The 26,699-nt window shown below is 60.0% G+C and carries 24 protein-coding genes and 1 tRNA gene; 10 read left to right on the forward strand and 15 right to left on the reverse strand.

Annotated features, from left to right (window positions below; genetic code table 11):
• Positions 1-55: 55 nt before the first annotated feature.
• Positions 56-907, forward strand: coding sequence for a LysR substrate-binding domain-containing protein (locus tag ACR0LI_RS00980; RefSeq protein ID WP_171634228.1), 852 nt, complete (start codon positions 56-58; stop codon positions 905-907).
• On the opposite strand, the gene ACR0LI_RS00985 is transcribed toward ACR0LI_RS00980, so the two are convergent.
• Positions 898-1,800, reverse strand: coding sequence for a LysR family transcriptional regulator (locus tag ACR0LI_RS00985; protein ID WP_480717857.1), 903 nt, complete (start codon positions 1,798-1,800; stop codon positions 898-900). The two genes, ACR0LI_RS00980 and ACR0LI_RS00985, sit on opposite strands and share 10 nt — an antisense overlap.
• A 75-nt stretch (positions 1,801-1,875) precedes the next feature.
• Here ACR0LI_RS00985 and ACR0LI_RS00990 point away from each other — a divergent pair, with 75 nt between their 5' ends.
• From ACR0LI_RS00990 to ACR0LI_RS01010, 5 genes are all read left to right on the forward strand, one after another.
• On the forward strand, positions 1,876-5,088 hold the full coding sequence (locus tag ACR0LI_RS00990) for a reductive dehalogenase (RefSeq protein ID WP_480717858.1): 3,213 nt from the start codon (positions 1,876-1,878) through the stop codon (positions 5,086-5,088).
• Positions 5,089-5,213: 125 nt separating this feature from the next.
• Positions 5,214-6,080 carry an FAD binding domain-containing protein gene (locus ACR0LI_RS00995; RefSeq protein ID WP_171634219.1) on the forward strand — a complete coding sequence of 289 codons (867 nt, stop codon included), beginning with the start codon at positions 5,214-5,216 and terminating at the stop codon, positions 6,078-6,080.
• Positions 6,077-6,556, forward strand: a complete 480-nt coding sequence (locus ACR0LI_RS01000; RefSeq protein WP_171634217.1) for a (2Fe-2S)-binding protein — start codon at positions 6,077-6,079, stop codon at positions 6,554-6,556. The genes ACR0LI_RS00995 and ACR0LI_RS01000 overlap by 4 nt, the downstream gene beginning before the upstream one ends.
• Entirely contained in the window at positions 6,556-8,811 is a 2,256-nt protein-coding gene (locus tag ACR0LI_RS01005) for a xanthine dehydrogenase family protein molybdopterin-binding subunit (protein WP_480717859.1), read from the forward strand. The genes ACR0LI_RS01000 and ACR0LI_RS01005 overlap by 1 nt, the downstream gene beginning before the upstream one ends.
• Entirely contained in the window at positions 8,804-9,049 is a 246-nt protein-coding gene (locus ACR0LI_RS01010) for a MoaD/ThiS family protein (RefSeq protein WP_152458904.1), read from the forward strand. Before ACR0LI_RS01005 ends, ACR0LI_RS01010 begins: the two co-directional genes overlap by 8 nt.
• On the opposite strand, the gene ACR0LI_RS01015 is transcribed toward ACR0LI_RS01010, so the two are convergent.
• Positions 9,046-9,750: a lysophospholipid acyltransferase family protein gene (locus ACR0LI_RS01015; RefSeq protein WP_171634212.1), complete on the reverse strand. Its 705-nt coding sequence runs from the start codon at positions 9,748-9,750 to the stop codon at positions 9,046-9,048. The two genes, ACR0LI_RS01010 and ACR0LI_RS01015, sit on opposite strands and share 4 nt — an antisense overlap.
• A 141-nt stretch (positions 9,751-9,891) precedes the next feature.
• Between ACR0LI_RS01015 and ACR0LI_RS01020 the strand changes: the two genes are divergently transcribed.
• A tRNA-Trp gene (locus tag ACR0LI_RS01020) sits at positions 9,892-9,967 on the forward strand.
• A gap of 427 nt (positions 9,968-10,394) precedes the next feature.
• Here ACR0LI_RS01020 and ACR0LI_RS01025 read toward each other — a convergent pair.
• Positions 10,395-11,162: an alpha/beta fold hydrolase gene (locus ACR0LI_RS01025; RefSeq protein ID WP_171634209.1), complete on the reverse strand. Its 768-nt coding sequence runs from the start codon at positions 11,160-11,162 to the stop codon at positions 10,395-10,397.
• 378 nt (positions 11,163-11,540) lie between these two features.
• On the opposite strand from ACR0LI_RS01025, the gene lptF reads away from it, so the two are divergent.
• A complete protein-coding gene (gene lptF, locus ACR0LI_RS01030; protein WP_480717860.1) occupies positions 11,541-12,680 on the forward strand; it encodes an LPS export ABC transporter permease LptF in 1,140 nt (379 codons plus the stop codon).
• 3 nt (positions 12,681-12,683) lie between these two features.
• Here the strand turns inward: lptF and ACR0LI_RS01035 are convergent, their stop codons facing one another.
• Complete coding sequence (locus ACR0LI_RS01035) at positions 12,684-13,517, reverse strand: LysR family transcriptional regulator (protein WP_171722796.1); 834 nt, start codon at positions 13,515-13,517, stop codon at positions 12,684-12,686.
• A 101-nt stretch (positions 13,518-13,618) separates the two neighbouring features.
• Here ACR0LI_RS01035 and ACR0LI_RS01040 point away from each other — a divergent pair, with 101 nt between their 5' ends.
• Entirely contained in the window at positions 13,619-14,221 is a 603-nt protein-coding gene (locus tag ACR0LI_RS01040) for an HD domain-containing protein (RefSeq protein ID WP_152458899.1), read from the forward strand.
• Positions 14,222-14,260: 39 nt separating this feature from the next.
• Here ACR0LI_RS01040 and speB read toward each other — a convergent pair whose 3' ends face one another.
• From speB to ACR0LI_RS01095, 11 genes are all read right to left on the reverse strand, one after another.
• Entirely contained in the window at positions 14,261-15,103 is an 843-nt protein-coding gene (gene speB, locus ACR0LI_RS01045) for an agmatinase (RefSeq protein ID WP_171634201.1), read from the reverse strand.
• On the reverse strand, positions 15,100-16,269 hold the full coding sequence (gene nspC / locus ACR0LI_RS01050; protein WP_480717861.1) for a carboxynorspermidine decarboxylase: 1,170 nt from the start codon (positions 16,267-16,269) through the stop codon (positions 15,100-15,102). Before nspC ends, speB begins: the two co-directional genes overlap by 4 nt.
• Before the next feature lie 52 nt (positions 16,270-16,321).
• The gene (locus tag ACR0LI_RS01055) at positions 16,322-16,516 is read right to left on the reverse strand and encodes a hypothetical protein (protein WP_171634195.1); all 195 of its coding nucleotides are present in this window, start codon (positions 16,514-16,516) and stop codon (positions 16,322-16,324) included.
• Positions 16,517-16,576: 60 nt separating this feature from the next.
• Positions 16,577-17,800, reverse strand: coding sequence for a saccharopine dehydrogenase family protein (locus ACR0LI_RS01060; RefSeq protein WP_480717862.1), 1,224 nt, complete (start codon positions 17,798-17,800; stop codon positions 16,577-16,579).
• Between the two features lie 25 nt (positions 17,801-17,825).
• The gene (gene speA / locus ACR0LI_RS01065) at positions 17,826-19,715 is read right to left on the reverse strand and encodes a biosynthetic arginine decarboxylase (RefSeq protein ID WP_171722800.1); all 1,890 of its coding nucleotides are present in this window, start codon (positions 19,713-19,715) and stop codon (positions 17,826-17,828) included.
• 101 nt (positions 19,716-19,816) lie between these two features.
• Entirely contained in the window at positions 19,817-20,902 is a 1,086-nt protein-coding gene (locus tag ACR0LI_RS01070) for a DUF1513 domain-containing protein (protein WP_480717863.1), read from the reverse strand.
• 3 nt (positions 20,903-20,905) lie between these two features.
• A complete protein-coding gene (locus ACR0LI_RS01075; RefSeq protein ID WP_480717864.1) occupies positions 20,906-21,916 on the reverse strand; it encodes an imelysin family protein in 1,011 nt (336 codons plus the stop codon).
• A gap of 3 nt (positions 21,917-21,919) precedes the next feature.
• The gene (locus tag ACR0LI_RS01080) at positions 21,920-23,467 is read right to left on the reverse strand and encodes a di-heme oxidoreductase family protein (RefSeq protein ID WP_480717865.1); all 1,548 of its coding nucleotides are present in this window, start codon (positions 23,465-23,467) and stop codon (positions 21,920-21,922) included.
• Positions 23,427-23,912 (reverse strand): bacterioferritin, encoded by a 486-nt coding sequence (bfr, locus tag ACR0LI_RS01085; protein ID WP_170346155.1) that lies wholly within the window; start codon positions 23,910-23,912, stop codon positions 23,427-23,429. The genes ACR0LI_RS01080 and bfr overlap by 41 nt, the downstream gene beginning before the upstream one ends.
• The gene (locus tag ACR0LI_RS01090; RefSeq protein WP_171722804.1) at positions 23,860-24,153 is read right to left on the reverse strand and encodes a (2Fe-2S)-binding protein; all 294 of its coding nucleotides are present in this window, start codon (positions 24,151-24,153) and stop codon (positions 23,860-23,862) included. The genes bfr and ACR0LI_RS01090 overlap by 53 nt, the downstream gene beginning before the upstream one ends.
• An 86-nt stretch (positions 24,154-24,239) precedes the next feature.
• On the reverse strand, positions 24,240-25,511 hold the full coding sequence (locus ACR0LI_RS01095) for an imelysin family protein (protein WP_480717866.1): 1,272 nt from the start codon (positions 25,509-25,511) through the stop codon (positions 24,240-24,242).
• A 249-nt stretch (positions 25,512-25,760) separates the two neighbouring features.
• On the opposite strand from ACR0LI_RS01095, the gene ACR0LI_RS01100 reads away from it, so the two are divergent.
• Positions 25,761-26,318: a ZrgA family zinc uptake protein gene (locus ACR0LI_RS01100; protein WP_209832354.1), complete on the forward strand. Its 558-nt coding sequence runs from the start codon at positions 25,761-25,763 to the stop codon at positions 26,316-26,318.
• Positions 26,319-26,699: the final 381 nt, after the last annotated feature.

Here is a 26,699-nt window from a genome sequence, read left to right on the forward strand (position 1 = left end):
TTTGACCAATCAGTTCTGCTGCCTCTATTCTGTAGAAAATCTACAGGATAACAGCATGACCGCCCTTCCACCCCTTAACGCCTTGCGCGCTTTCGAGGCTTCTGCCCGTCACTTGAACTTTCGACTGGCCGCCGAAGAGCTGGGCGTGACGCAGGGCGCCGTGGCGCAGCAGGTGCGCGGGCTTGAGGCGCGATTGAACGAGGTTCTGTTCGACCGCCTGCCGCGCGGGTTGCGCCTGACGGATGCCGGGCGGCGGTTTCACGCGCCCCTGCGACGTGCTTTCAGGTTGATCGAAGAGGCTGTGGCCGACTTGTCTCCGGACCGGCGGATCACATTGTCGGTCACGCCCAGCTTTGCCTCGAAATGGTTGGTGCCGCGTTTGTCGGGCTTCACGGACCTGTATCCGGACGTCTCGGTTCAGGTGGATGCGCGCGAGCGTCTGGCGGATTTCAGTTCGGATGGCGTCGATCTTGCAGTCAGGCAGGGTCGGGCGCCGTTTGCGGCGGAACTGGAGGCGGTGCCTTTGTTCTCGACCGAATTCATCCCGGTATGCAGCCCTTCTGTTGCGGGCGGAATCAGCACCTCTTCTGATCTGCTGACGCAAGTGCTGCTGAACGACACCCACGGATTGTGGCCCTTGTTCCTTGAACGGGTGGGGGTAAGCGGAAAACCCAGAATGATGAGCTTCAGCCAGACCAGCCTTGCGATCGATGCCGCAGTTTCGGGGCAGGGGATAGCACTGGCCAATGCGCCTCTTGTCGCGCCCGAGGTGGCCTCGGGCCGTCTTGTTCAGCCGCTTGCGGATGTCCTGGTTGCAGATCTGGGGTTTTACGTGGTTGCGCCCCGCAAGCCGCGCCAGCCGCAACTGGTCAGGATCATGCGCGACTGGCTGTTGTCTCAGGTCTGAAGAGACGCGGCGATCGCCTCGATCCGGGCCCGCAACCAGCGATGTGCCGGATCATTGGCCGACCTTTGGTGCCAGACCATGTAGATCGACACCGGGGCGCATTCGAACGGCAGTGGCGCGCAATCCAGCATGGCCAGCGGGCCCTGTTTCATCAGCGCCGTGTCGGTCGAGATCAGGTCGCTGCCCAGTATGAAGGCCGGGATGGCGTTGAAATGCGGCAAGGTCACCACCGCTGGCCTGATCTGGCTTTGATCGACGCCACGCATGACGGCGCGGGCATTGCGGCCATCGGCAAAGCGAACCTCGACATGATCGCAGTTGCAATAGGCGTCCCAACTGTCCGGCGGCGTGCGCTGTGTGGCGTCATAGAACAGCATCAGCGGGCTGGTCATCAGGCGTTTTTGAAAGATATCCGGCCCATCCGGTGGCAACGGGGTCAGCATCAACTGGCATCTGTCACTGCGCAGCAGCTCGGGGTCGGGCACGCCTGAAGGAATGAATTCCAGCCGCAGACCCGCGCCTTCGGCACGTGTTTCTCGTAACAGCTGCGGAAAGATCAACTCGCGCGGCATGTCATTGGTGGCGATGCGGATCCTGATCTGTTCAGACTGCGGATCGAACGGCCGCCCTTCGGTCAGCGCCCGCATTCCGTCCAGCACCTTTTGTGCGGGCTCCTTCAGGGACAAGGCGCGCTCAGTCGGGGTCAGGCCCTGACCGGACCGAACAAACAGCGGGTCGCCCAGCACCAGCCGGAGCTTGGCCAGCGTGTGGCTGATGGCCGATTGCGTGACGCCCAGCCGATCCGCAGCTTTCGAAACCGAGCTTTCCTCGAGAATGGTCAGAAAGGTGCGCAGAACCTTGCCGTCGAGATCAGTAAAATCGATTTTCCTCATACCACTTATGACTATGCATGAATGGTTTTGCTGTCCATGACGGGGTAGGGGATGGATGGCAACAGGAGGCGCATAATGGGAATCCGCTTTTTCTCGGACAAGAACCGGCCCGTTCACATGGGGCGATACCCGTTGGAGCGTTTGACCCGACAAGATACCATGCCGGATTTGTCGCGCGTGCCCGCCATGGGCGAACTGAGTTTCCTCCGGCCGGAACGGTCCGACAGCATCGTCAACGCCATGGGCGAGTTTCAGGCGATGCTGGACGCGATCCGCGACGGGTTGGTGAACCCGATTGCATCCGAGATCCCCTCAGATCCGCAGGAGCGCGCCAACCATCTGAAGGCATTTGGGTATTTCAACGACGCATCGATGATGGGCTGTGGGCCGTTGCCGTCGGATGCACTGCTGGAGGAACCACGCCGCAACCCCGATATCGACCGGCTTGCCCACGCATTGCGCACGCGCCAGACCAAAACGCTGGCCTCTGGGATCGATCTCATCATGGCCGATCTGAAAGACAGTATGGAGGCCGCGCCCAAGCCGATTGACGACCACCGTCACGCCATCGTCTTTCTTTACGAACACAACCGCGACCCTGACCCTTCCGAACCCGGTGCGGACTGGATCATCGACGCGCAGGATCATCGTGCCTGCCTGCTGGCAACCGAGAATGCGGTGGTCATCGCCAACTATATCCGACTGCTGGGTTTTGACGCCCGCGCGCACAGCATGATGTCGTCCGAAGTTGATCTGGGCAAGCTGGCCATGGCCGCCGGTCTGGCCTCGGTCGAGGGCGACCAGCTGGTTGCGCCTTGGCTGGGCACCCGGTTTGGCCTTGCTGCCGTGACGACCGAGATGCCCATCGCGCATGACCGGCCGCTGAGGCCCATGCCGCAACAGCCGTGGTTTCGGACCCAAGGTCCGGCATGGTGGCTGGGCACGGGATTTGCCAAGAACGCCCTCAACCGTGACCCATATGCCAAACGACGCTATGTGGACGGGGCCCATCCCTTCGAAAAGCTCAAACGGGTCGAGGCTCCGACAACCTATATCGACGAAGAGAATGTGGCCCGCGTTCCCAAGCGCGCCGACATGTTCGCCCGCGCCCAGTTCGGCGACATGGGCAAGTCATTGCAGGACGCCGCGAAAGGCGGGTACTACGTGCGCAAGGCCGCGCCCAGCTTTGCCCAGCGTCGCGCGCTGGGTGCATTCGTTCTGTTGCAGGATGGTGAAAGCGCCGGGGTCGCCGGATCCACCGAAGCCGAGCGCAATGCGGCGAACATCAAGGCGGCGACCTATTTCCTTGGGGTCGATGCGGTGGGCCTCAGCCGCTGCCCGGAATGGGCGTGGTATTCTCATGACGCCACGGGCGAAGAAATCGTGCCGCCGCATGATCAGGCCATCAGCATGATCATCGATCAGGGCTATGAAACGATGGAAGGTGCCAGCGGTGACGACTGGATCAGCGTCGCCCAATCCATGCGCGCCTATCTGCGCTTTTCGCTGCTGGGCGGCGTGATTGCCCAACAGATCCGCAACCTGGGCTACAAGGCCAAGGCGCATACGGTGATGGATGGCGAGGTGCTGCAACCGCCGCTTTTGCTGCTTTCGGGGTTGGGAGAGGTCAGCCGGATCGGAGAAGTTATCCTGAACCCCTATCTGGGCCCGCGCCTGAAATCAGGCGTGGTGACGACCGACATGCCGATGACGCATGACAAACCCATCGATTTCGGCCTGCAAACCTTTTGCGAATCCTGCAACAAATGCGCCCGCGAATGTCCCTCGGGCGCGATCACCGCCGGACCGAAGCTGATGTTCAACGGTTACGAAATCTGGAAATCCGACAGCCAGAAATGCGCCACGTACCGTGTGACGACCCCGGGCGGCGCGATGTGCGGGCGCTGCATGAAGACCTGCCCGTGGAACCTCGAAGGCCTCTTCGCTGAACGCCCGTTCCGCTGGGCTGCGATGAACATCCCCACCGCCGCGCCCGCGCTGGCCAGGCTGGACGATGCGGTCGGCAATGGCGGGCTGAACGACACCAAGAAATGGTGGTGGGATATCGAGTTGCAGCCCGACGGCGCCTATCGCCCTACGACGCACCCGTTGAACCGGCGCGATCTGCAAAAGGATCTGGACCTGAAATACGAGGATCAGACCCTGGCCGTCTATCCCGCTTATCTGGCTCCGCACCCATGGCCCTATCCCTTTGCAATGGACCGAGAGGCCGGGATTGCAGCCTATGAGGCCATGGTGACGGCTGACGAGTACAAGGCCCGCAAGGCAGGCGGGGACATGTCGATCATCCATCGCTATCAGATCGCCGGTGATGCGCCCGTGATGCGGGTCGCCGTGACCAAGGTTGAAAAGATGACGGCGGATGTCACGAAATACGAATTTGCATCGCTGGACGGTGCGCCCCTGCCGGGATGGACAGCGGGCGCACATCTGGACGTTCTGGTCGCGCCGGAATTCCTGCGGCAATATTCCATGTCCGGCGACCCGTCGGATCGTACGAAGTATCAGATCGGAGTGCTGCGCGAGGATGACGGGCGCGGCGGGTCCGCGCTGTTGCATCGCATCTTCTCCGAGGGCCGAAAGGTTTTCGTGTCCAATCCGATCAACCACTTTGAATTGGATGAAAGGGCAACCAGAACATTCCTCATGGGTGGCGGCATCGGAATCACCCCGATGATCGCATTTGCCCATCGTCTGCATGCGCTGGGCCGCGAGTTCGAATTACACTATTCGGCCAGCACACGGGGCGGGGCGGGGTATCTGGATGATCTGGCCGCCATGCCCTGGGCGGATCGCGTTCATTACCATTTCTCGGATGAAGGCACCCGCGCCGACCTGAATGTAATTCTGTCCGGCTACCAGGATGGATGGCATGTCTATACCTGCGGGCCGGATCGTTACATGGACGGCGTGGTTCAGGCGGCCGAGCAGCAGGGCTTTCCCGAAGAGGCGCGTCACCTGGAATATTTCTCGGTTCCTGAAACGCCTGAATATGAAAACCACGCGTTTGAGCTCAAGCTTGCGCGTTCGGGCCGGACACTGCCCGTGCCCGCAGACAAGGACGCGGCGCAAGTTCTGAACGAAGCCGGTATTCATGTGGATGTGAAATGCGCAGACGGCATCTGCGGCGTCTGTAAATGCGGTGTCATTTCGGGCGAGGTCGAGCATCGGGATTTCGTTTTGTCCCGCAAACAGCGCGAAGGCGCCATGATCCTGTGCCAAAGCCGCGCGGCGGAACCTGATGGGGTGATCGAGATCGATCTCTGAACCCTGTCCAAAAGCGACATTTGGAAGTTGAATTTTGATCGCTCGGCCCATGGACGCCGGACGAGGGGTGAATTAACGTCGCCGCGAACCCAGATATTCCTGACCAACAGGTACGAGGTAGCTTCATGGATTATCACAGCCCTGCCAGCTTTGCCGAAGCTTCGGCTCTGGCCGCGAACGCGACGGGCATCACACGTTTTCTGGCGGGCGGTACGGATGTACTTGTGCAACTGCGCTCGGAACTGGTGACGCCCGATACGCTGATCGACATCAAGAAGATCGACGGCGTGCGTGACATCACCCGCAATGCCGACGGCAGTTGGACGATCGGCGTGGCCGTCACCGGCGCCGAGATGAGCGAGCACCCCGAGCTTGGCCGCGACTGGCCCGGTGTGGTCGAGGCGATGGACCTGATCGGTTCAACTCAGGTTCAGGGCCGCGCGACGCTGACGGGCAATCTGTGCAATGGCTCACCTGCGGCTGATTCCGTGCCCGCTATGGTGGCCGCAGGCGTGACCGTCACCGTAACCGGCCCCGATGGCACGCGTGACGTTGCGGTCGAGGACATCCCGACCGGGCCCGGCAAGACCTCGCTGGCGAAGGGCGAGTTGATCTCGGCCGTCAACATCCCTGCCCGAGGCAAGAATGGGGGCGACGCCTATCTGCGGTTCATCCCCCGTACCGAAATGGACATTGCGGTGGTGGGCGTAGGTGTGAACCTCCGTCTGGACGGTGAAGTCATCACCGAGGCGCGCGTGTCGCTGGGTGCCGTGGCACCGACCGTTCTGTTGGTTGAAGACTGTGCCAACGCGATCATCGGCAGCACTTTGGACGATGCCGCCCTTGACGCACTGGCCGCGGCCGCGTCCGCCGCCTGCAATCCGATCGACGACAAACGAGGTACGATCGCATTCCGTACCGAAGTCGCCGGCGTTCTGGCCAAACGTGCCGCAAAGATCGCCTATGCCCGCGCGAAGGGAGAAAACGCATGAGCAAGCTCCACATATCCACCACCGTGAACGGGGACGCAGTCGAATACCTGTGCGACCCGCGCGAAACCCTGCTGGACTGTCTGCGCGACAAACTGAACCTGACCGGCGCCAAAGAGGGCTGCGGCACCGGTGATTGCGGCGCGTGTTCGGTCACCGTCGATGGCCGCCTTGTGTGCTCGTGCCTGATGCTGGGTGTCGAGGCCGAAGGCAAGCAGATCGAAACCGTCGAAGGGATTGCGGATGGTGACATCCTGCACCCGTTGCAGAAGAAGATGATCGAATACGCCGCGCTGCAATGCGGCATCTGCACCCCGGGCATTCTGGTGGCGGCGAAGTCGCTGCTGGAGAAGAACCCCAATCCGACCGAGGAAGAAACGCGCTATTGGCTAGCGGGCAACCTATGCCGCTGCACCGGTTACGACAAGATCATTCGCGCCGTGATGGACACGGCGGCTGAGATGCGGGAGGCGTCATAATGGCTCTGGACGATCGCAAAACTGACTTCACCTTCGTTGGCACCCGCCCCGATCGCCCTGACGGTCTGGACAAGGTGACGGGCCGGGCCAAGTTCGGTGCGGATATCTCGGCCCCCGGCATGTTGCACGGCGCGATTCTGCGCTCACCCCATGCCCATGCCCGGATCGTCAGGATTGATACCTCGAAAGCCGAGGCATTGAAGGACGTCAAAGCCGTCGTGACCCGCGCCGATTTCGCCGATGTCCCGTTCAAGCCCGGGCTTGAAGGCGAATTCTGGAATGTGCTGGAAAATGTCATGGCGGGGGAAAAGGCGCTCTATGACGGGCACGCGGTAGCTGCGGTGGCGGCCACATCTGCCTTGGCGGCACGTGATGCGCTGAAACTGATCGAGGTCGAATACGAGGTACTGTCGCACGTCACCGATGTGGACAAAGCGATGGCCCCGGATGCGCCGGTGATCCGGGAAGGTGCTGCGGATTATTCGGTGCCGGAAGGGATGCACCCGAACGTCGTGCGTTATCACGAAAGCGGTCACGGTGACGTCGAGGCGGGCTTTGCCGAGGCCGATCTGGTTATCGAAGACAGCTTTGTCACCGAGGCGACCCATCAGGGCTATATCGAACCGCATGCCTGCCTGGGCATGCTGGGCAATGACGGCAAGGGCGAGTTGTGGTGCACAACCCAAGGCCACTGGATCGCGCAAAAGACCTGTGCGGCGCTGCTGGGAATCGAAACCTCTCAGCTGCGCGTCACGGCGTCTGAAATCGGCGGCGGTTTTGGCGGCAAGACCACGGTGTTCATCGAACCCGTCGCGCTGGCGCTCAGCCGCAAGGCCAACCGTCCGGTCAAGATCGTGATGACCAGGTCCGAAGTTTTTCGTGCCACCGGGCCGACCTCTTCGGCGTCGATGGACGTGAAGATCGGCATGAAGAAAGACGGCACGGTCACGGCGGCGCAGGGTGTCTTCCGCCTGCAAGGCGGGGCCTTCCCCGGCGCCCCGGGCGATATGACGGCCATGTGTGCCTTTGCGCCCTACAACCTGACCAACGTCAAGCAGATCGGTTACGATGTGATGTCGAACCGTCCGAAACAGGCCGCGTACCGCGCGCCGGGCGCTCCGATGGGCGCCTTCGCCGTTGAATCCGTCCTTGATGAGCTCTGCAACAAGCTGGGCCTCGATCCTATTGATGTGCGTTTGAAAAATGCCGCGCATGAGGGCACGAAGGCCAGCTATGGCCCGACCTACGAACGCATCGGTCTGGTCGAAACCCTTGAGGCTGCCAAGGCGCATCCCCATTACGCGGCACCGCTGAAGCCGGGTCAGGGGCGCGGGGTTTCCTGCGGTTTCTGGTTCAACCACGGGGGCGAGACCAGCGTCTCATTGGCACTGTCCGAGGATGGTTCGGCGCAGTTGATGGTCGGCACACCCGACATTGGCGGGTCGCGCGCATCCATGGCCTTGATGGCGGCCGAGGTTCTGGGCATTCCGTATGAAAATATCCGCGTGACCATCGCCGACACGGCGACGCTGGGTTACAACGACGTGAGCCATGGTTCGCGCGTGACCTACGCGTCGGGCCTCGCGACGATCAAGGCAGCAAGACACACGGTCGAGAAACTGTGCGAACGTGCGGCGGCCAAGTGGGGCATCCCGGTCGATGCGGTGAAATGGGAAGACGGCTGCGCGGTGCCCTCGGGGCCTAATGCGGGGGATTTCGACCCGATGCCTTTGGCCGACATCACGGCGGATATGGGATCGACCGGAGGCCCGATTTCGGGCCATTTCGAAGCAACCCCCGAAGGCGCGGGCGTATCCTTTGGCACCCATATCGTCGATGCCGAGGTCGACCCGGAAACCGGCAAGACATCGATCACCCGGTACACGGTCATTCAGGACGCCGGCAAGGCGATCCACCCGACTTATGTGGAAGGGCAGTTTCAGGGTGGCGCCGCACAGGGCATCGGCTGGGCACTGAACGAGGAATACATCTATGGCGAAGATGGCCGGTTGCAGAACTCGATCTTTCTTGACTACCGGATTCCCGTTGCCAGTGACCTGCCGATGATTGACACGGTGATCGTCGAAGTGCCCAACCCGGGCCACCCGTTCGGGGTGCGCGGCGTGGGCGAGACGGGCATTGTGCCGCCCCTGGCCGCCATTGCCAATGCGGTGTCCAATGCGGCGGGTGTTCGGATGAAGCAACTGCCGATGTCTCCGCCGCGCATTCTGGCGGCCCTGAAAGAAAATGGTTGAGGTCCACCTTTGGTCCGGCCTCCGGTCACTGACCGGGGGCCAGCAAGTGGTTGAGGTCGAGGCCAAAACCACCGGAGAGCTATTACGGGCTTTGGTCCGTGCCCACCCACAGTTGCAGGCCCCCATTGATGCAGGGGTCTCCATCGCGATCGACGGGCGCGTCATAGCCACCGGGCTTACCGAGCCGATTCCCGAAGGCAGTGAAGTCTATCTGATGCAACGTCTCAGGGGCGGTTAGGCGTCAGGTGACCAGGGCTCGCGCCCGACCATCCGGTCAGCTTCTGCCGTGATGTCGTTCATGTGCTGCTCCAGGCTCAGGCGCAGGGTCTCGATTTCCTCTTCGCTGGCCTTGCGGGGCACTGTTTCAGTCCATTCCCGGCACAGAAACACGCCTTCATTTCGCCAGGGGCGGGGCATCAGAAGGTGATCCCAGGTTCCCGCTTCGCGACCATGTTTCGCGGAAAAGGTGATACCGAATACGCGCTTGCCCGAGGTGCGCGCCCATACCAACGGAACCGTCGACAGAACCCGTTCCGGCCCGCGCGGTCCGTCTGCCGCGATCCCAATAGAGATACCCTGCTTCATCTTGCCCAGAACCTGGCGTGACAAGGCAACGTGGCGTGTCTTGCTGGCCATGGCGATCGTGTCCATGCCAAACAGCTTTTGTACCCGGCCCACCATGCTGCCCGCCCGGGCAGACGAGGTGATCGAACAGATGCGCCCCTTGTCCAGCGGGAAGAAATAGGGCGACTGCGCCAGCCGTTGGTGCCACAGCACAACGATGACCGGTTCACCTTGTTCGGCCAGCTGATCCAGTTCTTCGTATCCGATGCGCTGCCAGCGTGTGTTGCGGTTGACCAATCGAATGTAAGTGGCGATCCGGCGGGCCACCCAGTTCAGCACGGCTTCGCTGTCTGCGATCTTCTTGCGGAGGTTCACACGGGGTTCCTTTTGCTGACCGGACCTTGTCTTAGCGCACTGCACATTTTGCGCAACTTGTTTGTCGGCTCAGATAGTGGCGTGGAATTCGAAAAAGCCTCTTGAGTCCGCCGCGCGGCTGTCATATCTGGGGCTCACCATAGGGGTATAGCTCAGTTGGTAGAGCGACGGTCTCCAAAACCGTAGGTCGCGGGTTCGAACCCTGCTGCCCCTGCCATCCGCATTAAAACACCATTCGGCAATCGTGCCTGGCGCGTTTCCAGCGCGCGCGGCTTTCGGCTATGGCCGGGGCGGACCGGCAATAAGAACGCATGCAGGCTTTGTGAGCCGCAGTGCAGCCAAACCCTATATGCCATCTAAAAATACCGGCCCAGAGTGTGAACAGCGTCACTGACGGATGTTGGAAAGTCTGGTTGTTTGAGAATGTCAAAGAGTTGGCGTTCAGGTTCTGCACAGAACGCAGGTTTTCAGTTTCTCCCTTGTGACTGGGGCGCGCTTGTGGTCGAGCGCGCCCTTTCCGTTTCTGGTCAGCAACCCATAGTGACGATATCAGAACGTGCAGAGAATCCGTCCAAAGACGGTACTTGAGCAGAACCCGCAAAATCGGGCTTTGCACCATAGAAAGGTGTTGGGCGACCGGTCAGTCAGGCCAGCAGCGCCAGATCCCCGATATTTGTCTTGTGCCGGGTCGGCATCGTTTTTGCCGGATGGCCGTCGATCGTCAGGGCGAGGTCCTCATAAAACCCGCCGCTGTCGAACCACCAGCGATGCGACTTCATCATCTTGCGCTGCCCTTTGGGGACGTCTCGTTGATATTGGTGGTCACAGAAAATATCCCAATGACCTTTCGAGGTCAGCTTCGGCATCCCGACACGACCAGCGCGACGCCGACCGCCGTGAACAATCCCGCCGGCCAGGGCCAGCACCTTGTCTTTCCGGCTATAGTAATTGGTGAATCGCTTGCACCGTTTTTTCAGGACCAGATCGCCCCATGCGCCCTTTTCCAGCCATTCTGAATCGATGTCCGCTGATGCAAACATGACCTGATCCGCCGACCATATCTTGTTGCCTGGCCCGGCCGAATCCCCGAAGTCCGAGAAAGCGCGCAGTACCACCAATGCCCCCATGGAATGCGCGATCAGATGCACCTTGGGGCGTGGCGACATCCCCAACAGCGGCAAGATCCCGTCCCCCACCAGATGCGGCGCCACCGCCTTGGCATCGGAGCGGTCCGAGTCGTAGGTGTGCACCGATCCGTCGCTGGGCCAGTCAAAGGCAACGACCGCGCCCTGATACCCGTTGCCCCTGAGATTGGTTTCTATTTTCCCCAGCCGGTCCAGCATGTCCTTCTGGCTGGTGTTGAACCCGTGAACATAGATCAGGACGGCCGAATCCCCGCCCTCCTGTCGCACGAGATCCAGCCATTTGGTTTTTTTGATAATACTACCCTTACGAATTTTTCCACCAGGGCTTTGCTGGGTGATGTGAACATACCTGGTCTTTGCCGCCGGCTTAAACGTGAACTTTTTCTTCGGGGCGTTATAGGTGCGGCGTGAAAAAAACAGTGCCAAGTCGGAAACTCCCTTCTGAACAATTCCTGAATTGTGCCACGAACTGCCATTTTCACAAAGGGTTGGCCTTTAACCACTTCGGGGCCAAATCGGCGTCGTTGGGAGAATGCGGGAATGCGCCAAGGTTGCATACCGGGGCATCCTGACGTCCAATGCCTGTTTCCTCTGCCGGCTTAATGCCCTAGTGTCCGCTGCAAACGAACACACGCACGAGGCCCCATGTCGCGTTTTGATGGATATTTCCTGCGGCAATTGCTGATTCTGTTTGGCTTTTTCACCCTGGTGCTTGTCGGTGTGTTCTGGATCACCCGGTCTGTCAGCCTGTTTGACAGGGTCATCAGCGGTGGGCAGTCGGCGATGGTCTTTCTGGAATTCACCGCGCTGACTTTGCCGACCCTGATCCGCACGGTCATGCCCATGGCGGTGTTTGCCGCCGCCGTCTATGCCACAAATCGCCTGAGCCGCGAAAGCGAACTGACGGTTATGCTGGCCACCGGATCCAGCCCTTGGCGGCTTGCCTGGGCGGTGCTGCTGTTCGGTGTGATTACCGGGGTGATGATGGCGATCATCAGCGTGTTCCTGCGCCCGGCCTCGGTTGAACAGCTGGAAATCCGGCAGGCTGAAGTGGCCGGAGATGTGACGGCTCAACTGCTGAACGAAGGCGAATTTCTGCACCCCGCCGAAGGTGTCACGGTTTACATAGGCAGGATTGATCTGGACGGCACACTTCATGAAGTCTTCGTGTCTGATCGCCGCGATCCTGAAAACGCGGTCAGCTATTCAAGCGTAACGGCCTATCTGGTCAACAATGATGCTGGCATTCACCTTGTGATGGTTGATGGGGTTGCATTGCGCCTGAACAAGGAAGGCAAGGTGTTGTCATCGACCCTGTTCCAGGACGCGTCCTACGACATCTCGGAACTGACGAATACAAATCCGATGGCCCGGCGCAGCCTCGAAGCCATTCCAACCGCCGACCTGATCCGCAACCGGGATGAGGTTTCAGCCACGGAAGGGTTCAGCCAAGGCAAGCTGATCGAAGAGCTGCACCAGCGGTTCTCGTGGATTGCGATTTGCATCGCCGTGGCGCTGGCCGGGTATTCAACCCTGATGCTGGGCAGCTTTTCCCGGTTTGGATTGTGGCCTCAGATATTGGGCGCCTTCACCATTCTTGTGCTGCTTGAAGGTGTGCGCGGGTTTGTTTCCCCGGTGGTGATCGATGACCCGGAGCTTTGGTTTCTGCTGTACCTTCCCGCAATCATAGGGGTGCTGATCTCGGGCCTTTTCCTGCTTGTTGCTGGTCGGCCGCTTGTGCGAAAACGGCAGCGCGATCCCCAGATCATGCCGACACCGGCCTGAGTTCTAGCCGCGAAGATCCACCAAACAGCTGTGAATGTCGTCAAATTCCTCGCGATCACCGCGGGTGACCAGATACATGGGCAGCGGCAAGCTGATACTGTCCTCGACCCGCTCCAGAGCACCCGAGGCCAGATGTTCGGAAATGACGTAATCGGGGAAATAGCCGTTTCCGCCTCGGTGCAGAACATATCGCAGCGCCATCATGCAATTGCCAAGAAACACTGTCTGACCCGACGCCCGTCGCGCAGCCGATCTGACATGGTCCTGATAGACCTCGCCCAGTTCAAGGTTGACGAAGATCATGTCATCGTCCGTGCCGTCAGCCTGTGGCGTCCGGACCAGGGACAATAGCTCGGGTTCAAGCGCGTACCATGTGACACGCCGGTCCGCCGGCTTTTCATGTGTGATCGCCGCGTCCAGCACATGGGTTGCCACCGCTTCGACCATGTTCAGGTCGTGGTCATAGTTCAGCGTCAACAGCAATTTGCCAAAGCGCTGTTCAAACCGAACCGCCAGGTCCACCAGCAACGGATCCCAGATGCTGAGCTGGCCGCCCAACCGCAGTGCCGGGCGGTTCTGTGCCTGTCCCGGCAGGTCGCGCGATGCAAAGCCCCAAAGGGACAACATCTGTTCCGCATAGGGTTTGAACTGCCGGCCGAACTCGGTCAGCGCCGTTCCTCCGGCACCGCGCGTGAACAGCGCCCTGCCGGTTTCCTCCTCGATCAGGCGAATACGCGCGCTGACAGCGGTCTGCGTCACATTCAACTTGCGAGCGGCGGCATGAAAGCCACCGGCTTCGGCCACGCAGAGAAAAGTTTCCAGAGCTTTGAATTGCATGTCGAAAGTATTTTTTGATCATTGCGATAAAATCAATTCATTTTTTTGAAAGGTGGTTTCGAACTACGCTTTCGCTCAGGACACATGCCAAAGGATCAGCCATGCTGGACAAAAGCCACAAACCCACCTGGACCAGTTTCGAAACAGCCACCAAGGCCGACTGGGACGCCGTGATGGAGTATGAAGAGGCGTATAATGCGGCCCTGCCAGACCGTATCCTCGATGCCATCCGCTCGTTGGACGAAGAATGGACGCCCTATCCGGTCAACCGTTACCAGCACAGCCTGCAAGCCGCGACCCGTGCTTACGAGGACGGTGCGGATGAGGAACTGGTAGTGGCGGCGTTGATCCATGATACCGGCGATATTCTGTCGCCCTACAATCACGGAGAGCTGTCAGCGGCGATGATGAAGCCTTACGTCAGCGAAAAGACGTATTGGATTCTCAAGCATCATTGTGTGTTTCAGGGGTACTACTACAACCACCATCTGGGCGGCGACCGCAACGCGCGCGACAAATATCGCGACAGTCCTTATTGGGAAGATTGTCGCTATTTCTGCCATGAATATGATCAGAAGGCGTTTGACCCGAATTATCCGACCAAGCCGCTGGAGTTCTTCGAACCTATGCTGCGCCGCGTCCTGAACAGGGGCGAAGGCCATATGGAGCTGAACGAAACCGCCGATGACGGCAAAACTGGCTAGGAACCGGATCAGGCGGGCCAGCCCGGCCCGCCTGTCTGATCAGCAGCTCGCCATCAGGCGATAGACGATCTGCGCCGCGGTGAAATCCCAGGCGGCATTGCCGTCGGGGGCCAGTTCGACCACGTCGAAGCCGACGCATTTACGACCCTTCAACGCATGTTCCACCAGGCGAAGCGCCTGATAGTATCCCAGCCCGCCCGGAACAGGCGTGCCGGTCGCGGGCATCTGCGCCGGGTCCAGCCCATCAACGTCAAAGCTGACATAGACCAGTTCGGGGAAGTCGTCGGGCAGGTCGACGGCATGGATGTTGCCGGTCACCAGCTCTTCGGCATCCACGTGGAAGACGTGGTTCCTCAGGCGGCTTTTGGCTTCCTCGGTGGAAAAGGCGCGCACGCCGAACTGGGCCAATGGGATACCTTCCTCGGCCAGCAGATGCATCACCGAGGCATGCGAGTGTTTTTCGCCCTGATAGGCGTTGCGCAGATCGGCATGGGCGTCGATCTGCACGATACCGACGGGCTGGCCCAGGGCGCGGGTCACACCCATGACCGCGCCATAGCTGAGCGAGTGTTCACCGCCCAGCGTGACCGGCACCTTGCCGGCACGGACGGCGGCCTCGGTGTGCTGGGCGAGGCGCTCCATGACGTCCGGCAGCGGGCCGGCGCAATCCAGTGGGGCTTCGGTAAAGATGCCTTCGACGCAGGGTTCCGCGTGACCCGTGATGCGTTCGAGTTCATTGCTGGCCTCGATGATCGCTTCAGGGCCTTTGGCGGTGCCAGACCCGTATGAGACCGTGCGCTCCAGCGGCACCGGGATCACACGGAACCGGGCGTCTTCGCTGCGTTCGGCCTCGGTCAGTTCGCTGTCGAGGAAAATGCTCATGAAAGTCTGTCCTTAAAGTCGTCATAGCCGAATTCCCTGATGATCTTCAGGTCATCGGTTTCGCTGTTCCACAGGGCGATGGTGGGCAGGGGCACGCCGTTGAACGTGTTGGTCTTGACCATCGAGTAATGCGCCTGATCGAGGAAGGCAAAGCGCTGCCCGATCCGCAGCGGCTCGGCCCAAGTGTAGTCGCCGATCACGTCGCCCGCCAGGCACGAGGGGCCGCCCAGGCGATAGGTGTGGCCGGTTTCGGCCTCGTCCATCAGGGCGGGGCGATAGGGGGCCTCGATCACGTCGGGCATGTGGCAGGTGGCCGAGATATCGGTGATGGCGAGGTTCATGCCATTGGTGGGTAGGTCAAGGATTTCTCCGACCAGAATGCCTGCGTCCAGGGCGACGGCCTCACCGGGTTCGAGGTAGACGTCGACGCCATATGCCTCGCGTATGGTTTTGATGAAAGCCACCAGACCCTCACGGTCGTAATCGTCGCGGGTGATGTGGTGACCGCCGCCGAAATTCAGCCATTTGAGCTGGCCCATGAATGGCCTGAGTTTTGGTTCGACAGCCGCCCACGTGCGTTGCAGCGGCTCGAACCCTTGTTCGCAGAGTGTATGCATGTGCAGGCCGTCAACTCCGGTCAGAGTCTCGGCAGTCAACTGGCTGACCGGCGTGCCCAGGCGTGAGCAGGGCGCGCAGGGATCGTATTTCGGCACCTCACCTTCGGAATGTTCCGGGTTGATCCGCAGGCCGACCTGAACGCCCGCGGCCTGGGCTTTGGTCAGGAACCGGTCTTTTTGCGCCGGAGAGTTGAAGATGATGTGATCGGACAGCGACAGGATTTCGTCGATATCCGCGTCCTTGTATCCGGCGCAGAAGGTGGCAACCTCGCCGCCATATTCTTCGCGGCCGAGCCGTGCCTCGTAGATGCCGGACGCACAGGTGCCGCCGAGGTGCTGGCGGACCAGCGGGGCCAGTGAGAACATGGAAAACGCCTTGAGCGCGCTCAGGACATGCGCGCCGGACCGGGTGCCGATGTCGGCGAGGATGCGCAGGTTTCGCTCAACCGCTTTTTCATCGACCACAAAGCATGGGGTTGGCACGCGGCTGAGATCGAAATTGCGAAAGGCACCGGCATCGCCGGCTTGTGTGGTCATCATGTCTGCCATGAGAATCCAATCCCTTTCATTCTAACCGCGGCCCCTCAAGTTCTAGGCAGTTTCAGAGGAGGCCCATCATCCAAAGTGGCACAATGAATGACAGGAGATGGGCGATGAGAGCGACAGGATTTTCTACTGCCACACGAATGGTGGATTTTTCCAAGCGGAACATTTCGACCGTATCTGTCCTATAACGCTTGGAAAAAACAAGAAGGAGTGCGTAGGTTCCGAGCATCGACCCGATCAGAACAGCCATTTGCTTATCTGACGACATTGTTTCTACACGCTCCTTCCTTTGTTTTAGGACGATTGAGCTTCAGAACTCGACCGGGCCGTCGAGTTCGTGGACCTGCCAGGGCAGGCCGTGTTCATTCAGCATGTCCATGAAATCATCCGGATCGAGCTGTTCCATGTTCCACACGCCGGGCTCGCGCCAGTTGCCTTTCAGCACCTGTGCTGCACCGATCATGGCGGGGACGCCGGTGGTGTAGCTGACGGCCTGAGAACCAACCTCGCGGTAGCACTCTTCGTGATCACAGATGTTGTAGATGTAATAGGTTTTCTCGCCTGAGCCGTCCTTGGCCTGACCCGTGGCGATGTCGCCGATGCAGGCCTTGCCCTTGGTTTCGGCGCCCAGATCGCCGGGATCGGGCAGCAGGGTTTTCAGGAACTGGATCGGGATGATTTCCTTGCCGTCATGCATCACCGGATCGATGCGGGTCATGCCGACATTTTCCAGCACCTTGGCGTGGGTGATGTAGGCGTCGCCGAAGGTCATCCAGAAACGGGCGCGCTCGATTTCGGGGAAGTGGGTGCTGAGCGACTCCAGTTCCTCGTGATACATCAGGTACATGTTCTTGGGGCCGATGGCGGGGAAGTCGAACTCGACCTTATGGGTCATGGCGGGGGAGTGTTTCCACTCGCCACCTTCCCAGTGGCGCACCTCGGCCAGCACTTCGCGCAGGTTGATCTCGGGGTTGAAGTTGGTGGCGAATTCTTGGTCGTTGCTGCCGCCATTGGCGTCGAGCACGTCGATCTGGCGGATCGTGTCCAGCTTGTGTTTCTTGAGCCACTTGGCGAAGACGGATGTCACGCCCGGATCGAAACCCGAGCCGAGGATGGCGGTCAGGCCAGCCTGTTTGAACTTGTCCTGATAGGCCCATTGCCAGTGATATTCGAACTTGGCCTCATCCTCGGGCTCGTAGTTCGCAGTGTCGAGATAGTGGCACCCGGCCTCGAGGCAGGCGTCCATCAACACCAGGTCCTGATAGGGCAGGGCCAGGTTCACCAGGATCTCGGCACCGGTTTCCTTGATCAGCTTGACCGTGTCTTCGACCTTGTAGGCGTCAAGCTCGGCGGTGGCGATGTCAACGCCCACGCGCTCTTTCACCGATTTGGCGATGGCGTCGCATTTCGACTTGGTCCGGCTGGCCAGTGTGATTTCGGTGAAGATGTCCGAATTCATCGCCATCTTGTGCACGGCGGCGTGGGATACGCCGCCCGCGCCGACAACCAGTGTTTTGCCACTAAGTGAACCCATGGGGGTAATCTCCTCTCACAGGGGGTTATTCGTAATAGGTGTAGCCGTTGATCGAGTCGCGATAAGCGCTCATCAGGGTTTTGCGGTCCTTGGCTTTCAGAGTACCGGTCGAGATCGCCTCGTCCACCATTTTGCGGAAGGCGGCGACGCAGTCGGTGGGGTCGAATTCGACATAGGACAGCACCTGACTGATCGTGTCGCCCTCTTGTTCGTGCAGCAGGTCGAACCCTCCGTCAGCGCGCAGGTCGATGGTGACGACGTTGGTGTCGCCGAACAGGTTATGCAGATCGCCCAGCGTTTCCTGGTAGGCGCCGACGAAAAAGACGCCCATGAAATATTCATCATCTTCCGGCAGGGTATGCACCGGCAGACTGGGTGAAACACCGTCGGCCAGGATGAACCGGTCGATCTTGCCGTCGCTGTCGCAAGTGATGTCGGACAGGACTGCGCGGCGGTCGGGTGTTTGGTTCAGGCCCTGCAAGGGCACGATCGGATGCAGTTGGTCAATGGCCCAGACGTCTGGCAAGGACTGAAACAGAGAAAAGTTGCAGTGGTAGATATCGGCCACTTTCTCAAGCTGGTCGTCCACGTCGGTTTCCAGATCGTCACTGGCCGCCAGCGCCTTGAGGCGGGCCATCAGCGACAGGTAGATCCGTTCGGCCCGGGCCATCTGGCGCAGGTCTACATATCCACGGCGGAACAGGGCGCGCAATTCGTTGCGATAGAAGGTGGCGTCGTTCCAGCATTCCTGAAGACGGTCTTTGCTGAGATAGCCGTGCACCGCGGCAAGGTCTGAAACCATGTGGTGATCGTCGGCTTCAACCTCGGGGCCGTTGGGCGCATCATAGAGCGTGCTTTCCAGCACGTTGAACACCAGCATCGACGACGTCGCCACCACCGCGCGGCCGCTTTCGGTAACCAGCGTCGGGTGGTCCACCTCGGCCTCGTCCATGGCATAGGCCACGGTTTCCACCACATTAGCGCAGTATTCCTCGACCGTGTAGTTGATCGAGTTTTCAGCCGCCTTCTTTTCACCGGTATAGTCCACCCCCATACCACCGCCGAGGTCCAGATGGGTCAGCGGCACGCCCTCGCGCGTCAGTTCGGTGTAATAGCGGCAGGCCTCGCCCACCGCGCGGCGCACGTCGTTGACGTCCTGCACCTGAGAGCCCAGATGCGAATGCTGCAACTTCAGGCAATGCAGAAGGCCCGCGTCGCGCAGCTTGTCCACCGTAGCCACCAGTTGATCGGTGTTCATACCAAAGGCGGACCGGTCGCCCGAGCTTTCTTCCCATTTGCCGCTGATCTGGTTGGTCAGCTTGACCCGCACGCCAATCAGGGGTTCAATGCCCAGCTCTTTGTATACTTCGATCACCGTGTCAGCCTCTTTCGGGCTTTCAAGAACGATCACCGTGTTGAACCCGATCTTGCGGGACAGGATGGCCAGCTGGATGAATTCGGCATCCTTGACACCGTTGCAGACGATCAGCGCTTCGCTGGCCAGCCGATGTGCCAGCGCGATCACCAGTTCGGGTTTGGACCCGGCCTCGAGCCCATAGTTGTACTTCTTGCCGAATTCGACGATCCGGTCGACGACCTGGGCCTGCTGGTTCACCTTGATCGGGAACACACCGCGATAGCTGCCCCTGTAGCCGACGCGGGCGATGGCTTCGCGGAAGCTTTCGTTCAGATGCGCGATCTCGTGTTCCAGATAGGAAGAGACGCGCAGAACCATCGGGGCCTTGATGCCTCGGTCGTTCAGATCGCTGAGAATACCTGGCAGGCTGATCGCGCCAACATCGGGAGCCAAGGGATTGCGCAGACCGATCTCGCCCTGCTCCGTCACCTCGATGAGGCCTTTGCCCCATTTCTCAACTCCGTAGATCGAATGCGGTGCGTCGGGCGTCTGTTTCAATCAAGTCGGTCCTTAACGTTGGGGTGCCAGTATCGCGCCCGGCAATACGGCAGCTGTTTGATTCTTCCAAGTCTAAACTATGTGACGGAAAAATCCGAATTTCATGCCGGTGGGCTGATCGGGACCAGATGATTGTCCCACTGGCACTTCGCGCGGGTCCGGATCTCGGGGTGCGCAGTGGTCAACGCACCGAACACACCGGTTCCGGTGGTGAAAACCAAATCGTTTGGGCCGGAACCAAGCCCGCAGACATCCTCAAGTTCGAACGCATCGCTGAATGTGCCACTGGCCACGTCGAACCGCTGCAACGCATTGCCGCGTGGACAGGTGATGGCAACGGTTGCACCATCCGCCGAAAACGCGATGCTGCCCGCATAACCTTGCAGCGTGCTCTGATCCTGCACCGGCGCAGACAGAAGGTGCGGGTTTTCCCCCTGACGGTGCAGGCCCAGCAAGGGCGGATGTTCGGCTTTGCTGCCCTGCCACTGCATCGCAAAGCCCACCAGCCCGTCGCGACGGACCGCCAGATGGCGGATCGAGTTCTTGTGAAGCGCAGGCGACAGCGACACCTGTTCCTGAACCAGGCCCGTCAGGGAAAGGTAGGTCAGGTTGGGCTTCATCGTCGGCAGGTTCAGCTTCGTGCGCCCGGTTTCGGGATGGGTTTCGATACCGCCATTGGCAATCACAAGCGTTTTCCCACCCGGCATCAACCGCATGTCATGCGGCCCGACGCCGCCGGACGGGAATTCGCCCAAGCGCGCAAAGGTTTCAGCGTTCCAGACGCCTATGATACCTTTTCCGGCCTCGTAATCGTTTTCGGTGGCAAAGAAAATCGTGCCGTCGGCTGAAAAAGTACCGTGACCATAGAAATGCCGGCCTTCCGGCGCCGTCAGCCGCGCGATCGGTGATCCCGTCACGCAATCAATCACCACGGCAAAGGTGCCCGGACGGCGCGCAAAGGCGACGGCCTGTGCTTTGACCGGATGTGCCGCAGCCGCATGCCCGCGCGCGGGCAGGGGCACGGAAAACAGAAGGGTTCCCTGTGCATCCAGACCGGCCAGTCGATACGAACCATCCGGAAACAGCGCTGCGGCCAGAAACTCCGGCGTGCCCACCGAGGCCCATCCATGGATCGGAGGAAGAGAGGTTGCAGCAAGCCCTGCAAGGAAACGGCGGCGCGATGTCACGGATCAGTCTCCGTCCAGAGAATTGAAGCCTGCGCTGACGCCCAGCGTCGGGCCAAGTTCAGTCGAAGCAATTGCGCGAATATCGTGGATGGACTGTTGCAGGGCCTCGATACGGAACCGGGCCTGCGGATCCGCAACGCCGGCCAGCGCCGGGTCGTCAATGGCCTGCGCATTCTCAATGGCGCGCGCAAAAGCAGCATCCAGATCCGCGGCGATATCGGGATGATCAAAGGCCAATCGCGATGCAAGATCACGAAGGGCCATCAGCGAAAGTTCGACATGGCGCAAGGATCGCTTCGACCGCCACGCTTCGGCGCGGTTCGGACGCGGGCGGTCGAACGTGCCCAACGGGCGACCAAGCCGAGTGTCGGCCGTGAATTCAAGACTCGTGGACAATGCCTTGAACAGTTCCTGCATCGCTTCGTCCTGCGTTCGGAAGCGGCCGTTCTCGCCGGGCCGGGTCAGGCTGGGGGCATAGCTTTGCCAGTCATCGGCCATCGCCCGTGCGTTGGCATCAATGTCCGCCGCGATCGCCTGAATCAGCGCGCAGCGGTAATCCGCATTGCCCTGCTCTGCAAAGGCGGGATCGAACAGCATTCGTTCCAGCGCAAAGAACCCGCGTCCGGCTATGGATGTCTCGGCATAGGCTTCGGGGTCTTGCACGGCGTCATCCTCGGTTGCGATATGCTGGGACAGGGCTTTGGTGGTGAACCCTTTCGTGTCGGGCCAGAACGCCATGGCAAATGCACGATCATCGACCTCGGTCGGACCGAACCGCAGGTGACTGGCGGAAATCCAGCTGTCGAAGGCCGCATCATAAGCCGCGCGCAACGCAGGTGAGGTCGGATCGCAATCCACCCGCGATGCACTGACCAGAGCCCCGGTCGTTTCCGGCAGCTTGTCGAACCTGGGCAGTATATGTGTCTCGGCAACTTCCATCAGGATCGGTGCGCGGTCCTGCGCCTGTGCGGCAAGCGGCATCATCAACGCGGCAATAATTGTAAGAATACGCATGGGTCAGAGGCTCTCCAGAAAACGGATCAGGGCGTCGCGATCAGTTTTCGGCATCGACACAACCGCATCGCGCGCGGCCTGGGCTTCGCCGCCGTGCCACAGGATCGCCTCGAGCAGATTGCGTGCCCGCCCGTCATGCAGAAACTGCGTGTGGCCCGAGACGCGTTCGGTCAGACCAACACCCCACAAAGGCGGCGTCCGCCATTCGCGCCCCGTCGCGCGGGCCTCGGGGCGGTGATCCGCCAGACCTTCGCCCATGTCATGCAGCAGCAGATCCGTGTAAGGCCAGATCAGCTGAAAACTGTGCTCGGGCCGATCTTCCAACCGGTGGGTGACATGGGCCGGAGTATGACAGGATGCGCAGCCGGTCGTGTGAAACACCTCTTTGCCGCGCAAAACCTCGGGGTCGTCGACATCACGGCGGCCGGGCACGCCCAGATTGCGGCTGTAGAAATCCACCAGGTCCATGCCCTGCTGATCGATCTCGAACTCGCGGGTATCGGTGTCGCCATGCGGGGCCTCGACGCAGTTCACCTGCAACTCCGTGCAGTCCCCCTGAGGTGCCGGGTAAAGCGGGCTTGAAATACCGATATCCCCGGCAAAGGCTGCGGCGGATTGCTCCATCACCGTCGGCATGCCTGCCTTGTGCCCGAACCGGCCCATCATCGGGGCGCCGTATTCAACAGACCAGACGATGTTCGGACGGCCCGAGATGCCATCCCCATCCACGTCGTCGGGATCAGCCTTGGCCAGAAGGTCTTCGACCGGGATCGCCTCGAGCAGGCCAAGCCCGATCATCTGTGGTGCGACCCTCGGGCTCAGCATTGCATCCGGGTGCAGCGGGCCATAGCCCAGATCAGCGGCCCTGTAAGTCGGGCGGCGCAGTGACGCGGTCTCGCCGTCAGAGAGTTCAACAGGGACTTCTTCGTAAGAGATATCCAGCCGATATTCCGCCGGATGCCCCGCAAGCGCGAAATCCTGCATCTGCCCGCCATAGTTGGGATCGGGCCGGGTGGCGATGTAATCCTCGATCTCGGCATACCCGTCTTCCGGCGCGCCGGGGATCGAGACCCGAAGGAACATTGAGACCGCGTTGTCATCGGGCCCGTTCGGTGTGTGCCCCCGCCCATCCTTTATATGGCAACGCTGGCAGGATCGCGCGTTGTACAGCGGCCCCAACCCGTCAGAGGCCAATGTGGATGATGGTGACGACACCCAGATTTTCTTGAACAACCCGTTGCCGACCTTGAAATCCAGCTCCTGCTCGAAGCTCAGATTGCCCGAGGGTTGCGAGAACGCATCCGCGTCGTTGCGGACCCGGACAGTTGCCGCCCCGGCAGAGAGTTCTTCGAACGGCTGCGACACGCCAAAATCCTGCGGGGGTGCCGTCACGGCGGCAATGCGGGCGCGTTCCTCGTCGGTGCGGGGGCTGAATTTCAGATGCAGGTCCCGCAGCTCGGCTGCCAGGGAGGGGGTGGCCGCCAGGGCGGCCACTGACAGGGCAAAAAGACTATTCGCCTTCGTCCATTTTCGATGCGTTGAGTTGCGCATAATTGGCTTCGCCGATCCTTTCATACAGGTCGAGCTGCGTTTCGAGGAAGTCGATATGTCCCTCTTCATCGGACATCAACTGTTCGAACAGCGACATGGAGACAAAGTCGCCGGCCTCCCGACAATACTCGCGCGCTTCCTTGTAAAGTGCCCTGGCGTCGATCTCGGCCGCCAGGTCGCATTCCAGCGTTTCCTTCGGCGTCTGACCGATCCGCAACGGGTCCAGTTTCTGAAGGTTGGGGTGACCTTCCAAAAAGATGATCCGTTCGATCAGCTTGTCCGCGTGGCCCATCTCTTCGATGCTTTCCTCGCGGCTTTTCTTGGCCATATGGCCAAGGCCCCAGTCTTCTTGCAGGCGGTAATGCAGCCAGTATTGACTGACGGCAGTCAGCTCATGCCGCAGAGACTTGTTCAGATATTCGATGACCTTCGGATCGCCTTTCATCAGCCTTCTCCTGTGTTGCTCCGGCACGCAAAGTGCGGAGTTGCATGGGGACTTCCAGATTACCGCTGGCCCGCATTGTGTCTAGGAACAGCGGCATGCACCCGCCACAATCCGCCGATTTGCCAAGGGCATGGTAGATCTTGCCGGGGGTGATTATGGTCCGCGGATCCGCCGTGCGCATCCAATCGATGGCGGCACGGATGTCGTGATCGGATATGTTGGTGCAGTGGCAGACAATCATTGGTCTTGGCTCGTTTCGCCGCCCTGTCAGGCGATCAGTAAGGTTTGCAGGGGCCGGAAAGAAACCCTCTCCGGCCCGCTTGAAGATTAATGGAAGACGGCGTCCGGGTTATCCAGGCTGTCTGACCCTTCAAACGCAACCCCGTCCAGCTCCAGCGCGGTTACGATGCGCTCGATCGTTTTGGTCTGATCGATCAGGCCGTTGACGCCGCCCATGATCAGGGCCTCACCGCCTTCGTTACCGCGCTCAAGCATCTGGTCATAGGCAAATCCCGCCTCGGCCGTTGTCTTGATCTTGCCCAGGGCCTGCATGGTGGCGGCCAGTTTCGCTTTCATCTCGGTATCCAGCGCCGGATCGGTGGCGATGACCAGATCGGCCAGAGATGCGCCCGAAACCGGGGTGCCATCAATGCGGGTATAGCTGCTCAGATAGACGTTCTGGATGCCCAACCCGTCATAGTAATGGCTGTTGTGGGTGTTGTCCGAAAAGCAGTCATGTTCTTCTTCGGGATCGTTCAGCATCAGGCCAAGGCGCATCCGTTCGCCGGCTTGCTCGCCATACGAGAGAGAACCCATGCCGGTCAGGATCGCGCTGATGCCTGCTGCTTCGTTCTCCACAAGGGCTGCGCGCGCCGCTCCGCCGTCTTTCCACTGATCCGCCATCCAGGCCAGATCGCTGACCAGCAGTTCGGTCGCAGCGCTCAGATATTGCGCGCGACGGTCGCAATGGCCGCCGGTACAGTCCTCGCCCTGCGCATAATCGGTCGCTGGGCGGTTGCCGGCACCGGCGCCATGGCCGTTCATGTCCTGACCCCACAGAAGGAACTCGATGGCGTGATAGCCGGTTGCCACATTCGCCTCGATACCATCGGCTTCGTGCAAGGTGTCGCTCAGCAGTTCGGGGGTGATTTCGCTGGCATCAATGGTCTCGCCCGACAGTTGGAAACTGGGGTTGGCGATGACGTTCAGCACGGCAAATTCGTTTTCGTCCGTCGCGCCGCCGTAGGCCGCGTCGACATAGTCGATCAGCCCTTCGTCCAAGGGCCAGGCGTTCACCTTGCCTTCCCAGTCATCAACGATGGCATTGCCGAAGCGATAGACTTCCGTCTGCTGATAGGGGACACGCGCAGCAACCCAGGCCGCGCGCGCCGCGTTCAACGTTGCGTCCGAGGGATCGGCGATCAGCGCGTTGACCGCATCCTGCAATTTCCTGGCTGAAATCAGGCTGTCCTCAAATTTGGCTTCCGCAATATTGGCATAGGTGTTCAGTACATCTGCCTTGCTGGGGGCATCACCCGAGATCGCGGCGGTTGCCATGCAAAATGTCAGGGCGCTGGCAGTGGTGAATAACTTGGTCATAGGAGTTCGATGCTTTCCTGTCAGAACTGTCGGATCGCGCGGGGATGCCCCGCGGGTTTTGCGAAGAAATAACTGAGTGATTTAGTCGGCAATGTCAACCTGAGTTTTATTGTCGGATATAGGTGGTGATGGTTGAATCCCACGCTCCTCCCCAAATCTGGCGAGCTCCGATCCGAGGGTTAACGTTGCGTGGCAGGTGATTCGCGGTAAAATCACTGTTGTGATTCTGTTCAAGGCGGTTTTTGGTTAATGAAGTGCTCTGTTCTGGCGTTGTCTCTTTTTCCGGCAGCTCTTGCCGCTCAGGCGACGCAGATCACGCCCACCCATCAACATGGGTCCGGTCAATTGGAAATCGTGTTTACGGACACGGAATTTACGCTGTCGCTCAGGGTTCCAAGCATTGACATCATTGGGTTCGAGACCCCGGTGGCAAGTGATGACGAGCGTACGCGTGTCGCCATCGCGATTTCCGAACTGTCCAAACCACTGGATCTGTTTGTCGTCCCGCCCGACGCCGTGTGTTTTACCGCATCTGCAAACGTGATCCTGACGCATGATATTCCGGGGCAGCAGGACAACGCGGGCGAGGGGGGCACGTCATTCGCAACGGGCGAACATTCGGAATTTCAGGCTGACTACGTTGTTCAATGTCAGGATATGGATGCGCTGACCACGATGGAATTTGCGTATTTCCAGCGGTTCAACGGGACAGAGAAGCTGAACGTTCGCGTCGGATCAGGCGCGGCGACCAGCGCCCATGAAATCACGCGCGCCGCGCCCAGGCTGGATATGACGCAAATCCGTTAGAAACGGCGCTTGAGCGCCTGTTGGGCGGTTTCAGGCACGCAGCCGAATCTGTCGAGCCAAGATTGCCCCGTCCATCCGTGGGGTGCCGGGCAGAAAACGAACACCTCAGATCGAAGCATATTGCTCCCCGGTGCGATCTTTGAATGCAGCAAGGACGAAACCTGTAATTTATATTTTTTGCAAGTGGTTATGGCCTTTGAGGTTGCCGGACTTCGCTGAATCAAAAGTCTCCAATTGAGGCAAAGATTAACGAATAAGGGCACAAGAATCGCATGTATGACAAGTTCTCGCAAAACTTATGCCAATATCCAAATCTATTGGTACATCATCCTGCCGATCTGTTGACTAGTCCGGTTTTAATGAGGGGGTATCTCGGCAGGG

Source organism: Ruegeria sp. CL7 (assembly GCF_056536445.1).